Below are 12,089 nucleotides of genomic sequence, written 5' to 3'. Positions count from 1 at the left end.
CTAAACCATGTTCAAACAATTACAACACCTTGAAACCGCATTCCAATATGTCAAAAGGCTCTCCTTTGCATCATTGGGCCTTTCCTTTTTGCTGATGCTTTACGCGGTATGGACCGTAAGGCAATCAGCAGAAGAATCCTCCTCCAAAGTATATGTGCTTGCGTGGGACAAGCTTCTCGAAGCCCAGGCTTCCCCAAGGGCAGCTTTTTTGGATGTGGAGCTGAGAGATCATGTCAGGATGTTTCACTACCATTTCTTTTCCTTATCACCGGATGAAAAAGCCATCAACAGACAACTGGAAAAAGCCCTGTACCTGGCCGATAGGTCCGCAAAGGAAACCATAGACAACCTGCGGGAAAAGGGATACTACAGCCAGTTGGTGGCATCCAATATACATCAGGAGCTGATTCCCGACAGCGTAGTGCTGGATACCTCTGTCTATCCCTATCATTTCAGCTATTTCGGCAAACAGAGAATTGAGCGGAGCAGCTCCATCGTGATCCGGAGCCTGATCACTGAAGGACGGCTGAGAGAAGTACAGAAATCGGACAACAACCCCCATGGCTTCCTGATCCAGAACTGGAAGACCATAGAGAACCTGGACCTGGAAGTCATCAAGAGATAGAAAAATGATCTGTCATGAAAACTGAACATGATTCAATATCCCTTACCGGGTGTCCAGGAAGTATCAGGTTGCTAGGGGTGGAGCTGCTCCCTTCAGGATCCATCATCTATTTGGGCATGGAAAGAAATGCCAAAAGACTGGGGTATTTTCTCGGACAGCAGGAACAAAAACTTCCAAAACCGATCAGGCGGTATGTATGGGGATTTCTGGCAATGGCTTATTGCTTCATGCTTATTTCCGGACTTTGGACTGAAAGAAGGGGGGAGGAGCCTTTGAATCATATTCAAATACCTGTGCTTGCTCCATCGGATACGGTTCGGGAAAATAGGCTGTCATTTCCTTTAGAAATATTTGAAGACTGAAAACCACAATACCACTATAAATCAACCATTCACTTTAAACATCAAAACCATGAAAGATCTCAAAAAGAAAAGACAGGCAATATTTTACATGTTGTTGCCCCTGGGCATAGTGCCCTTGCTGTTGTTCCTGCTTTACAAAAGCGGAGGGATGGAGCTCGTAGCTGCTGAAAGTCCAAGCGGACTCAATACCGAATTGCCACAGGCAATCAATACACAGGCTGAAGCAGGCAAAATGGAAATATATCAGGTGGCCGAGCAGGAAGAAAAAAAGCTCAAAGAACAGAGACGGTTGGATCCCTATTTTGATAAGGTTCCGGAAAGAGAGATTCAAGAACCAGAAGCTGAAGGCATGCCCATTGGCCTGGAGAGAAAACAGTTGGCCATAGCCGATAACCTCAAAGAAATCACCAAGCTGATAGAAGAGCCGGCTATGCCCAAAAATATTCCTGCTCAGGAAAGGAAAAAGACGCTTAGAGAGCCGGAATCTCCACTGAATCCCGAGGTGGAAAAGCTGGAAAAACTATTGGGTAATATTACCCAGTCCCAGAAAGCTCCGGATCCTGAAATGGAACACCTGGAGGGCCTGATTGATAAAATCCTGCTGCTACAATACCCTGAAATGGTTTCGGAAAGCAGGGAAGAGGGCGGTATGGAAAAAGCTCGTGTTTTTGAAGTAAAAAGTGCCCAAAGACCTCCTTTGCCTGAAGTGAGACCTGACATCGGGATTTTTGAGAGTGATATAGAAAAGGCTTTTGTACCTATTGAGTCCAATGGTTTTTATGACCTGAATACGGTCTCCTCAATGGAACTGGAATTAAGGCCTGCTTTTCAGGCCATCATAGCAGAAGACAAAGAGCTGGTGACAGGTGCCTCTGTCAAGCTTCGGCTTGAAGAGGACCTGATAATCAACGGGATGCTTTTTGGCGCAGGGGATGAGCTCTCGGGGACCTGCCGGCTATCGGGAGAAAGGCTTTTGGTCAAGGTTTCCCAATTGCGCAAGGACAATTATCTGCTGCCTGTGGATATGGAAGTCTTTGGTCTGGATGCCTTGCCAGGAGTATTTATTCCCGGAGCCATATCAAGGGATGCGGCCAAAGAAGGGGTCAATACAGGGATTTCAGGCTACAATCCTGTACAGCCAGGATTTACCCTGGAAACCCAATTGGCCAGTATGGGAGTGGAAACAGCCCGTGGCTTTCTGTCCAAAAAAGCCAGGTTGGTCAAGGTGAATGTCAAGGCAGGGCACCCGGTTCTATTGGTCGACAAATCCTGAAGCCATGACAGCTGAAATCAATATTTTCCAGTGCAGTGATTCTGCAGTCTGTACCTCTCCCAAAAGGTGGCCGGTATGGTCACTGCTCATGCTCTTATTCTTATTGGCATGTTACAGCCACTCAAGCCTGGCGCAGGGGAGGAGTCCGGAAATCGGGATCTACCAAAAGGTTATCATTTCCGGCTCTTCTCTCCAGGTGGGATGGGATAAAACTACCGTGCTCATCTTTCCTTTTGAAATCATGAGTGTGGACAGGGGAAGCAAAGCCCTTATGGCCCAAAAGGATGCGGTTGCCCATAATGTTCTCAAGCTAAAAGCAGGTCAAAGACATTTTCCGGGAACGAACCTCCATGTCATGACTGCAGATGGGGCCATATTTTATTTCGAAGTAAGCTACCATGATACTCCCGAAGAAACATCCATCAACATACAGGAAGGGGATAAGGTATCTTTTCAACGTTTGGCCAAGGGCTTTCCCAAATCCCATGAAATAGAAGCAGTGGCGGAAGCCCTGAAGTCGGAAAGGTCTTTTATACGCAAAAAGCACAAGCATTTGGGGCTGAAGCTGATGCTCAGGAGCATCTATGCCCAGAACGGTCTGATGTACTTCAGGATGCAGCTTAAAAACAGGTCCAATATTCCATTTGATCCCATCTTGGCTATCTCCAGGGTTCAGGATAAGAAACTGGCGAAGCGTACCAGCGTCAGGGAGATTGAAAAGACTCCGGTCAAAGTCTGTCATGAACAAGATGCAGATGGCTTAAAGGGGCCCATGGAGCTGGTATTGGTATATCCTGAATTCACCATTGCAGATGACAAGTACCTGCATATAGGATTTGCCGAAAGTATGGGTGACAGGAATATCACATTAAAAATTAAAGGTAAGCACCTGCTCAAAGCAAGAAAGCCTGCCAATGTTCAACTTAATATACACTAACACCATGAATCAGGAAAATCTGGATTACCTCAAAGAAAGGCTCAAGTACTCAGGCTTCGATGAAAGCCTGGGAACCCAGCTGGAAAAGAAGCTCAAAGCAGGGGAGGAGAACTTTACCCTCCCCCTCAAAATGGAAGTGGAAGGCAGAAACATGGACATGCAGCTGCATTTCGGAAAATCAGCTGTCTCTGACCGCTATTTCTTCAACAAATACGATGTCAGCCTGTCCAATGCCAATGCCTCCATTGAACCCAAAACCCATACCTTCTATGCCAATCAGGGAGTGACGGTCAAGGAGGCCTTCAACCTAATGGAAGGCAGGGCAGTAATGAAAAACCTGCTCAATGCAGAAAAGGAGCCTTACAAAGCCTGGCTGCAGCTGGACCTGGGCGTAAAGGAACAGAACGGCAACTTCAAAATGGAGCAGTACCATGAGAATTATGGCTATGATGTCAAAAAGGTACTGGAGAACCTGCCCATCAAAGAGGCCTTTGATCCCAACAAAGCAGATTGGCTTTTGAAAGCGGTTCAAAAAGGCAACCAATATCCCGTCACCATGCAAAAGGACGGGAAAGAGGAACTCATGTATGTGGAGGCCAACCCCAAGTTCAAGTCTGTCAACGTGTATGATTCACAGATGAGGACGGTGAAAACCAATGAGCTTACACTGGACAATGCGGTCAAAGAGCCGGATGAATCCAAAAAAAAAGCCCGTATGATACCCGAAACACCCCAGGTGCCCAAGGCTTCTAAGGGAAAGAGAATTTGACCCGTATAAGTATTTCGGATCAAAGTAAAAAGCACCTTTCTAATGGGGAGGTGTTTTTTTTGAACCAATATTTAGCTTTAACTTTCCGTTATCATTTAATAAGGTCTAGAGATAAAAGTGAATAGTATGAATTTCCCAGCTGGGTGAAGATTTGCGGGGGCCTAGTTGTAGATTGCCCACCCTGCATTCTGGAGACTCACTAAATAGCTTCACTGAAGCTATTCTTGACGCTCGTCCCTACCTTCTTATTTTTGGAATTTGTAATTCTATTTTTCAATAAGTACTTTTAGTTATGGGAGAAGCCTATCAGATCAGAGACCAAGAATTGCTGTATTTTTTAACTTTCCAAGTGGCGGGTTGGGCTGATGTTTTTTCGAGGAAAGTTTACAGGGATTTTATTCTTGAAAACCTAGCTTATTGCAGAAAGGAAAAAGGACTTTACTTGTTCGGATATGTCATCATGACCAATCACATCCATTTGGTAGTGCAACAAAAGGATGGGAATTTGTCTGGATGGGTACGTGATTTCAAGAAGTTTACAAGTAAGAAATTGCTCAAAATGGTATTGGAAAATCCACAGGAGAGCAGAAAGGAATGGTTGAAGATTATTTTTTCATATCATGCAAAATTTAACAAGAGATCTGGGGAGATGCAGTATTGGACACATGAAATCGAGCCTGACGAAATTATCACAAGACAGGATGATTCTTTTGCGAGATTCAATCTGACCTTTGACAATCAAATTATAAACAGATTAAAATCATGCGATTGAACTATTCAGGCCGGAGATGATTGAGAGTAGGATGAACTATATTCATGAAAATCCGGTCAGGGCGGGCTGGGTCGAAAACGCCGAAGAATACCTTTATTCCAGTGCCAGAAACTATTCAGGACTAAAGAGTTTGATTGAAGTGGATTATTGGTAGTTTTGGTTGGTTTCCAATTACAAATTGGTTAGGATAAAAGGGTAGGACAAGGCGTTAATAAATGATCTCTTTAGATCATTTTAGCCTTGGGCCAGGTGTAGGGTGGGCAAACTACACCCAGCCACCACCGAAAGTCTATACTACACCCCGTCTGGGTGAAGTTTGGCTTTGGTACTAGGCGTAGTTTGTAACTACGCCTTTCTATCAAAATGAATTTGTAATTCGATTTATCGGGAATTCCCTTTCAAATTAAGCGTCTAATTGAATAGTCCAATTGCAAATTGGAAAGGATAAAAGGGAGTAGTTTCAAACTACACCCAGCCCTAGTATTCAACGTTTGACTACACTTAGAGGGGGCATCGGTTTTTCAAATACTGAAAATATGGAAATTTATATAGACAAATTGAAAGTCAGTTTTGTAACGGGATAATTAAAAATACCTTTCCATAATTACTTTTAACCCTTCTAAAGAAAGCGGTTTATTCTCAAACCCTACAATCTCTTCATATTGATTAGAAAGTTCTATATCATCTGGATTGTATGAAGAAGTCAAAATAATGATCTTAAAAAGATTTTTAAATGACTCATCAAAAGATTTAAACTTTTCAATAAATTCCCACCCTGTCATAATCGGCATGTTAAGGTCAAGTAAAATTAGAATATGCTTCTCCTGCTTAGTGGAAATTTTAATTGAGTTGTAAATCTCACTGACATACAGAAGGGCTTCATCACCATTGCCGAGGGAGGTAATCTCATGGGAAAATCCTAATTTCCTGAATATCCAAGTATTCACCTTGTTCAAAACATGATCGTCATCTATCAAAATAACTTCCCTGATCCTTTTTTCCATTTTCAAACCAATATTTTGCTAATAGTGAAATAAAAAACCGTGCCTTTACCTACCTCCGATTCGAACCAAATTTCACCATTGTGTAATTCAACAATTTTTTTGCATTGAGCCAAACCCAGTCCTGTTCCTTCATAGTCATCAATAGTATGAAGTCTTTTGAACAGTCTGAACAACTTATCTTTATAACGGGGGTCTATACCAATTCCATTATCTTCAATCCAAAACATCCATCCATTACCTTGATCATTAAAATTAATTTTAATGCTTGGAGCCTCATCTTTCTTTTTAAATTTTATCGAATTGGAAATCAGGTTCTGAAAAAGCAATTTGATCTCCATAAAATTACCTCTGATGTGAGGAAGAATTGGATAGGACAATTCGGTATGGCTTTCTTTGAGTCTGATGTAAAGGTCTTTGCGTACTTTTTCCAATAATTGATTTAGATTGATTTCCTCAAACTTTTTGAACTTCCCCAGACGGGCAGTATCCATTACTCCCTTGATGAGTGTTTTAAGCCGAAGGCTTGACTCAACCACAAAATCAAGATAATTTGGGATTTCAGGGTTTTCTATTTTTTCGGTTTTAAGCTCTTCTTTAAGGATACTGCAAACACCTAAAATCGTATTGATAGGCTCCTGAAGGTCATGGGCGGCAATGAAGGTATACTCCTCCAATTCCTGATTTTTAATTTCCATCTTCTTAAGGTAGCCTTTGAGCTGAACTTTTTGTATTTGTTCCTCACTCACATCCTGTACAGAGCCCCAAGATTTAACAGGGCTTCCCTTATCATCAAATTTGGTTTCGCATCTTTCCCGCAGGTATTTAATTTCACCGTTTGAAAGGATTATCCTATGGACAATATTATAAGGAATTTTATTTTTCAGTGAATTATAGTAAGCATCGCAAACCATTTGTCGGTCATCCTTATGTATCAACTGGTAAAAGGTCTTTTCATTCGGTACAAACCGGTTTTGATCTACCCCGAAAATACGGAAAACCTCATCTGACCAAAACAATTCTCCACTGACATGATCCAGCTCCCAAGTTCCCATTTTACTGGTTTGGAGAATTTTTCTGAGTTGAAAAAGAGTAGCTTCTAATTGTTTGTTCGTATTAACATACTCGCTGATATCCCTGATTGTGGCCAAAAAAAACGTTTGATCCTTTTTAACAAAACTATCCAGACTAATTGCAACATAGAATTCCTCCCCAGTCTTTTTCACAGCGGTCAGTGAGCGATTGGTTGACATCTCCCTGGGCTTTGGATTATGGCTATACTTTTCTAAATACCTATGGTGCTTACCCTTGATGTATTCTGGTAAAAGTACTTCAATATTATGTCCAATTAACTCTCCTGGTTCGTATCCGAATAAAACAGGAGTCATTCTATTTTCAAGGATTATAGTCCCTTCTTGATTAACTGCAATAATAGCATCTGGATATTTATAGAAAACATCCTGAAACAGGTGGCTGAACTTCATAGTGTGCTAGGGAATTTTGGATTCCGTGATTAATTTAATAGGAACCCGCATAAAATAAACTGATAAAAATCATGAAATTCAAAAACCAAAGAAAATTTCTCTTGAAAAAGTTTATACTGTGGAGATATTATGTAAAATGTTAATTTTTTTATTAAAATGATTATAATGATAAAAATAGGTGGAATTATGACTCTTAGCTTTCACCAAAAATTTTCAAATTATTTCGAATTAAAAATTGATTATTATGAGTATACGGATCTTTGCACGTTGAACCTTAAGAACCAAACCTTCAACTTCACCATTAACTGTAAAATGAGACCTTGGAGGGTGGGATGAATTTTCCCGTACATACGGGAGACCAGCGCAGGCCTTGATTGCGGATAGAACCTGTCCCGATTTTTTCAGGAATTCGAAATTCTTGATTTTTTGGCTACTTTTTCATTAAAGCCTGTCCCGTATCGGGAGAAAAAGTAGCTTCATAATCAACTTCTGATCAGGATTTAGCAGATAGAACAGGTTCAAAACAATAAATGGCTACGTGCAATCAAGCGGATACCCCGTCTGGGTGAAGTTTGGCTTTGGTACTAGGCGTAGTTTGTAACTACGCCTTTCTATCAAAATGAATTTGTAATTCGATTTATCGGGAATTCCCTTTCAAATTAAGCGTCTAATTGAATAGTCCAATTGCAAATTGGAAAGGATAAAAGGGAGTAGTTTCAAACTACACCCAGCCCTAGTATTCAACGTTTGACTACACTTAGAGGGGGAGAAACGAAAGGTTTAGAATATTCTTTGGGGAATGACTATAAGAATAGTACAATTTACGGTAAGTGTAAAGTTATCAATGCCTAACAATATTTGATCATAATCTTTATTTTCTTAGTTTCATTCACATTTAAATTTTAAAAATCATGGAAAGATTAGACATGGAAAAAATGGAGAATCTGGTCGGTGGATCGGATTACTGTGACACAGCTTGGTTGTTGCTAAGTGGTGGTGGATTTCAGGGTAGTAATGAGTTGTATGAACTCCTAATTGATTCTTATGAAGCAAACTGTCCCGATCATAACCCCCCAATGCAATGAATGTAGTTATAAAGGCTGTTCTTAGAATCAGCCTTTGTTTTTTTCAATTTTCAAAGAACAAAATTATTAAAACCTCAGGTGCTTTATGAATCCAATCCAAATAATTTGCATTTTCCTTTTTTTTTCTTTCAACGATGACCTTTTAATCGGGAAATGGAAAATGTACCGTAATGAAACAATGGAAAGTATTCTTACCTCCAACAGGTTTCGAATGGAAGATGAAGAAACAAAAAAATCGTTGGCTGAGACCTTTTCCAAAGTTCTCGACGGGTCATTTTATCATTTTGAAAAAGATACAGTAACGTTTACAGATTACAAGAATAATGAAATAATTGAGTTAAAAGGGCTTTGGTGGACAGATGGTGACACCTTGGTGATCGGTCAATTAGAAAAAATGAGTGTTCAGAAATATTTGATTACAAGAGTTGATCATGCTGAGCTCCACTTTAAACTTATAAATCCAAGAGATGGAATTCCTTTTAAAAGGAGAAAAATGTTTAAAAGAGAAGAATTGATGGATTTCGATTAAATGCAAATTCATTTTATAGAATATTTTGAAATCATAAATAAATAAAGTATGACTAAAGTAATTATTTTAATAGGGTCTTTCATTTTGGTTTTGGGTCCTATTTTGGAAGGAAAATGGATTTTAGAAAAATTTGAAACTTTTGAAAATATAATCTGGTCTAAAAGTTTTCAGGAACTTAGCAATGAAGACCAAATAAGAGGTTTTCAAATGTATAACCTTTATATGGAAAATGTTTTTCTGGAATTTAAGAGTGATACTTTACATTTTAAAGATTTAAAAAACGAAAAAATTATTGACAAAATAGGTCTTTGGTATATTGATAAGGATACTTTAATCATAAATGATTTAGAAGTTTTGGCTACTTATAAATATTTCATTGAGTCTCATTCTGATTGTGAATTATATCTGAAAACTATTTTTCCTGATGGGGAAATAGCAAAGAATGGGAGGGTGTTTGTCAATGAAAGCTGCAAATAGATTATTTCAAGAATTTCTTTTAAATGTTTTAAAATGAAATTATTTTATATCTGATAGTATTAGGATCCGTTTTAGCCTTGTATATTGATGGAATTCTTCTAACTGAAGATGTTCTTTATTTTCATCTGGCTGAGCAGTACTCCAATACAAGGATAGAGCAAATGTTGGAGTTTAGGGGGAAATAACTTTGGTTGACTTATCTGATTGCTCCTATCATAACTTTCTTTAAGATTCTGATCCCTGCCAGTTTGGTATATCTGGGGCTTTACCTTTCTAATTTGATTTATTGATTAATTTAGCTTTGAACCTCCTCAATTTCTGACATACCAGTTGATAGGTCTCCATTGGTCCATTGCCAGACTTCTTTTAAGCGCAGTCTGCCATCCTCGGTAAAGTATGGACTAGACCTGCATTTACCCGTGCGGATTGCCCCATCTACATTGATATGCTGATAGACCATATCTATATTTCCTGCTTCATCCACCTTTCCTAAAATATGTCCTTTGACTATTTCCCCTCCTTCATATTCAGCGCTGATCATTTTGCCATCCTGGCGATAATGAAAAATAGTAGACGCGGATGATTCACCGTTTTTGCTGTTTTCAACAGCTTTGAATGTTTTGTTGTTGTAGTTCATGGTTTTTTGAAGCCCCTTTTTGATACCTGTTTTTTCAGATCTATGAATTACATTGCTTGAATGATTGGATTTTACAACTGCTTGTTTTAGAACTCCTCTACTGCTTTGCCCTGATGAAATCATTCAAACAAAGAAGAAGCTGTAAAAGAGGAGCTAAAAAATTCAATTTCAAACCTGTTTGTTTAATATTCTTCTGTGCCCTACATTTGCCTCTATGTTGAAAAGCTTGCTCTATATAGCCATGGCAGCACTTTTGGTATTGAACGGAATGGTGTATTCCCTCATCCAAGGATCCTATGAGCTAAACAAAGCAACTATTATTGAGAATTTTTGTATCAACAAAACTAAGCCCGAGCTAAAATGCGACGGCAAATGCTACCTTGCCCAACAACTGAAAGCCGAGAGGGAAAAGCAGGAGCAGAATAGTCAGCATTCCTTTTCCCTTGACTTTGGCCAGTTTATAGCTTTCCAAGCTGATTGGGAATTGTCAGGACCTATGGCAGCTTTTGATATTACTTTTTCAGAACAATTTTCTGAACCTGTTTGCAGCAATTTTATAAGTTCAATTGATATTCCTCCACAGATGTGAGCTTGGGTTGTTTGGTCTGATTGACCTTAATTCTAAGTTTCGGTTCTCTGGTTTTTATCCTTTTAAAAAATCAGTGAGCTTGTTTGGAATTTAGGTTTCCGCACGACAACCATTTTTCACCTTCATTTGATCCTGGCGATGCCCCGGGATGTCCCATCATCATAAATTATTTGTAAGCCGCTACTGACTAGTTCAGTTTAGGAAAATCCATGGTACGCAGTCTTTTTGTCATCAGTATGGCTTGGATGATCATACTCAACAGTATGGTCTATTCGGTTATTTGTGTCAATTTTCAGCTGAACCGCTCGTTTATTACGGAGATGTTTTGTGAAAATAAGGACATTCCCATGTCCCAATGTAATGGGCAGTGCTTTCTAAATAAGCAGCTGGACCAAGCAACTCAGGATCAGGAATCCAGCTGGATGGATTTTCGTTCTGATTTTAATTTGTTTACACTTTTTTCCCTAGATCTTGAGCTTCCAAGGCTTTGCCTTGCAGCCGACTTTGATCATGTTGGGTTTTTGAAAAACAGGGCCTATCAAAGCTACCTTAGGGTCCTGTGCAGGCCACCGGCAACAGCAAGCTTTTTATTATAGAATTCCCGCAAACTGTCATTCCGGACACTTTGTGGAACAGGTATGGCCTGTTCAACCACATTTTCAAAAATTAAAAATCAAATTCAAAATGAAAGTTTTCAATAATATCTATTCAATGCTATTGCTGTTTGTTGTAGTTCTATTCTCATGTCAGGAATCAGAAAACCCGACCATCAATGAAAAGGGAGAGATGATTGTCAAATTCGACAATTATGTAGGTAACCAAACCATGATCCTGGATGAATTGGGAAGTACCAATTACCGATATACGACTGCCAAAGGTCAAGAATTCAACATCACAAGATTTGGCTATTACATCAGCCATGTAAAGCTTTCCGGACCAAATGGGGAAGTATTCGTGGATGAGATGAATGCTACAGCAGATGCGAGTCAAATCAAAGGGTACTATCGTGTAGTCCAAGGAGAGCCTGATACTTATAATATCCATTTGAAGGATGTTCCTGCCGGACAGTACAATAAAATCACCTTCACCTTAGGTGTAAGAGAAGACGGAATTCAAGAAGGTGCTGTTGGTGGTATTTTAGATAGAGCAGCTGGTGGATGGTTTTGGAACTGGAATTCCGGATTTATCCACTACCTTTTTGAAGGTCATTCACCATCATCACCGGTTGTGCAGGGGGATATCACCAACAGAGTTAGGTTGCATATCGGAGGATGGAAAAATATTCCATCTGAAAACGAAGACCCACAAAGGTTCTTCGACAATAATGTGGAGATATCACTGGATTTTGATGCTACAGTCAGGGTAAGTGAAAGCCTACGTCCCTCTCCACACATCCACATGAACCTTTTGAAAGTCATTGGCGATGCAGATTTTGAGATGGAAAATAACATCCATTCCCCCGCTGCCGGTAAACCTTTTTCCCAAAGACTTGCAGGGGCATTTATTGTGGATCATACACATCAGTAATTTATGATTAGCTGTTACAAAA

General features: G+C 39.7%; 16 protein-coding genes. 13 read left to right on the top strand and 3 right to left on the bottom strand.

Going from position 1 to position 12,089, the window contains the following annotated elements:
• The first annotated feature begins 7 nt into the window (after positions 1-7).
• The 7 genes from traK to EGN73_RS22650 all read left to right on the top strand — a co-directional run bounded on the left by traK (position 8) and on the right by EGN73_RS22650 (position 4,892).
• Positions 8-625: a conjugative transposon protein TraK gene (gene traK / locus EGN73_RS03310; protein ID WP_219287059.1), complete on the top strand. Its 618-nt coding sequence runs from the start codon at positions 8-10 to the stop codon at positions 623-625.
• Positions 626-639: 14 nt separating this feature from the next.
• Positions 640-987, top strand: a complete 348-nt coding sequence (locus tag EGN73_RS03305) for a hypothetical protein (RefSeq protein ID WP_219287058.1) — start codon at positions 640-642, stop codon at positions 985-987.
• 49 nt (positions 988-1,036) lie between these two features.
• A complete protein-coding gene (gene traM, locus EGN73_RS03300) occupies positions 1,037-2,260 on the top strand; it encodes a conjugative transposon protein TraM (RefSeq protein ID WP_219287057.1) in 1,224 nt (407 codons plus the stop codon).
• A gap of 4 nt (positions 2,261-2,264) precedes the next feature.
• Positions 2,265-3,197, top strand: coding sequence for a conjugative transposon protein TraN (gene traN, locus EGN73_RS03295; protein ID WP_219287056.1), 933 nt, complete (start codon positions 2,265-2,267; stop codon positions 3,195-3,197).
• Complete coding sequence (locus EGN73_RS03290) at positions 3,175-3,966, top strand: hypothetical protein (protein WP_246611456.1); 792 nt, start codon at positions 3,175-3,177, stop codon at positions 3,964-3,966. The genes traN and EGN73_RS03290 overlap by 23 nt, the downstream gene beginning before the upstream one ends.
• 292 nt (positions 3,967-4,258) lie before the next feature.
• Positions 4,259-4,738 carry a transposase gene (locus tag EGN73_RS03285; protein ID WP_246611455.1) on the top strand — a complete coding sequence of 160 codons (480 nt, stop codon included), beginning with the start codon at positions 4,259-4,261 and terminating at the stop codon, positions 4,736-4,738.
• Between the two features lie 31 nt (positions 4,739-4,769).
• Positions 4,770-4,892, top strand: coding sequence for a hypothetical protein (locus tag EGN73_RS22650; RefSeq protein ID WP_281422223.1), 123 nt, complete (start codon positions 4,770-4,772; stop codon positions 4,890-4,892).
• Positions 4,893-5,322: 430 nt separating this feature from the next.
• Here the strand turns inward: EGN73_RS22650 and EGN73_RS03280 are convergent, their stop codons facing one another.
• Both EGN73_RS03280 and EGN73_RS03275 read right to left on the bottom strand, forming a co-directional pair.
• Entirely contained in the window at positions 5,323-5,742 is a 420-nt protein-coding gene (locus tag EGN73_RS03280) for a response regulator (RefSeq protein ID WP_219287055.1), read from the bottom strand.
• A gap of 2 nt (positions 5,743-5,744) precedes the next feature.
• Positions 5,745-7,223 (bottom strand): PAS domain-containing sensor histidine kinase, encoded by a 1,479-nt coding sequence (locus EGN73_RS03275; protein ID WP_219287054.1) that lies wholly within the window; start codon positions 7,221-7,223, stop codon positions 5,745-5,747.
• Between the two features lie 911 nt (positions 7,224-8,134).
• Between EGN73_RS03275 and EGN73_RS03270 the strand changes: the two genes are divergently transcribed.
• The 3 genes from EGN73_RS03270 (at position 8,135) to EGN73_RS03260 (ending at position 9,314) form a co-directional block, all read left to right on the top strand.
• Positions 8,135-8,308, top strand: coding sequence for a hypothetical protein (locus EGN73_RS03270; RefSeq protein WP_219287053.1), 174 nt, complete (start codon positions 8,135-8,137; stop codon positions 8,306-8,308).
• 211 nt (positions 8,309-8,519) lie between these two features.
• Positions 8,520-8,837, top strand: a complete 318-nt coding sequence (locus EGN73_RS03265; RefSeq protein WP_246611454.1) for a hypothetical protein — start codon at positions 8,520-8,522, stop codon at positions 8,835-8,837.
• Between the two features lie 48 nt (positions 8,838-8,885).
• The gene (locus tag EGN73_RS03260; RefSeq protein ID WP_219287051.1) at positions 8,886-9,314 is read left to right on the top strand and encodes a hypothetical protein; all 429 of its coding nucleotides are present in this window, start codon (positions 8,886-8,888) and stop codon (positions 9,312-9,314) included.
• A 295-nt stretch (positions 9,315-9,609) separates the two neighbouring features.
• Here EGN73_RS03260 and EGN73_RS03255 read toward each other — a convergent pair whose 3' ends face one another.
• Complete coding sequence (locus tag EGN73_RS03255; RefSeq protein WP_219287050.1) at positions 9,610-9,951, bottom strand: avidin-fold protein; 342 nt, start codon at positions 9,949-9,951, stop codon at positions 9,610-9,612.
• 214 nt (positions 9,952-10,165) lie between these two features.
• Here EGN73_RS03255 and EGN73_RS03250 point away from each other — a divergent pair, with 214 nt between their 5' ends.
• The 3 genes from EGN73_RS03250 to EGN73_RS03240 all read left to right on the top strand — a co-directional run bounded on the left by EGN73_RS03250 (position 10,166) and on the right by EGN73_RS03240 (position 12,067).
• Positions 10,166-10,540, top strand: a complete 375-nt coding sequence (locus EGN73_RS03250) for a hypothetical protein (RefSeq protein ID WP_219287049.1) — start codon at positions 10,166-10,168, stop codon at positions 10,538-10,540.
• 209 nt (positions 10,541-10,749) lie between these two features.
• Positions 10,750-11,136, top strand: a complete 387-nt coding sequence (locus EGN73_RS03245) for a hypothetical protein (protein ID WP_219287048.1) — start codon at positions 10,750-10,752, stop codon at positions 11,134-11,136.
• 88 nt (positions 11,137-11,224) lie between these two features.
• On the top strand, positions 11,225-12,067 hold the full coding sequence (locus EGN73_RS03240) for an MbnP family protein (protein ID WP_246611453.1): 843 nt from the start codon (positions 11,225-11,227) through the stop codon (positions 12,065-12,067).
• Positions 12,068-12,089: the final 22 nt, after the last annotated feature.

The organism is Arthrospiribacter ruber, assembly GCF_019343195.1.
Taxonomy (GTDB): domain Bacteria; phylum Bacteroidota; class Bacteroidia; order Cytophagales; family Cyclobacteriaceae; genus Arthrospiribacter; species Arthrospiribacter ruber.
The sequence above is the reverse complement of the archived record's forward strand: the minus strand, read 5'-3'. Positions and strand labels throughout refer to the sequence as shown.

Bases quoted from the DNA above. Each gene is read 5' to 3' on its own strand.
- EGN73_RS03280 (WP_219287055.1), bottom strand. From the start codon at position 5,742: ATGGAAAAAAGGATCAGGGAAGTTATTTTGATAGATGACGATCATGTT.
- EGN73_RS03255 (WP_219287050.1), bottom strand. From the start codon at position 9,951: ATGAACTACAACAACAAAACATTCAAAGCTGTTGAAAACAGCAAAAAC.
- traM (WP_219287057.1), top strand. From the start codon at position 1,037: ATGAAAGATCTCAAAAAGAAAAGACAGGCAATATTTTACATGTTGTTG.
- EGN73_RS03270 (WP_219287053.1), top strand. From the start codon at position 8,135: ATGGAAAGATTAGACATGGAAAAAATGGAGAATCTGGTCGGTGGATCG.
- EGN73_RS03240 (WP_246611453.1), top strand. From the start codon at position 11,225: ATGAAAGTTTTCAATAATATCTATTCAATGCTATTGCTGTTTGTTGTA.
- EGN73_RS03260 (WP_219287051.1), top strand. From the start codon at position 8,886: ATGACTAAAGTAATTATTTTAATAGGGTCTTTCATTTTGGTTTTGGGT.
- EGN73_RS03245 (WP_219287048.1), top strand. From the start codon at position 10,750: ATGGTACGCAGTCTTTTTGTCATCAGTATGGCTTGGATGATCATACTC.
- EGN73_RS22650 (WP_281422223.1), top strand. From the start codon at position 4,770: ATGAACTATATTCATGAAAATCCGGTCAGGGCGGGCTGGGTCGAAAAC.
- EGN73_RS03305 (WP_219287058.1), top strand. From the start codon at position 640: ATGAAAACTGAACATGATTCAATATCCCTTACCGGGTGTCCAGGAAGT.
- traN (WP_219287056.1), top strand. From the start codon at position 2,265: ATGACAGCTGAAATCAATATTTTCCAGTGCAGTGATTCTGCAGTCTGT.
- EGN73_RS03250 (WP_219287049.1), top strand. From the start codon at position 10,166: ATGTTGAAAAGCTTGCTCTATATAGCCATGGCAGCACTTTTGGTATTG.
- traK (WP_219287059.1), top strand. From the start codon at position 8: ATGTTCAAACAATTACAACACCTTGAAACCGCATTCCAATATGTCAAA.
- EGN73_RS03285 (WP_246611455.1), top strand. From the start codon at position 4,259: ATGGGAGAAGCCTATCAGATCAGAGACCAAGAATTGCTGTATTTTTTA.
- EGN73_RS03290 (WP_246611456.1), top strand. From the start codon at position 3,175: ATGTTCAACTTAATATACACTAACACCATGAATCAGGAAAATCTGGAT.
- EGN73_RS03265 (WP_246611454.1), top strand. From the start codon at position 8,520: ATGGAAGATGAAGAAACAAAAAAATCGTTGGCTGAGACCTTTTCCAAA.
- EGN73_RS03275 (WP_219287054.1), bottom strand. From the start codon at position 7,223: ATGAAGTTCAGCCACCTGTTTCAGGATGTTTTCTATAAATATCCAGAT.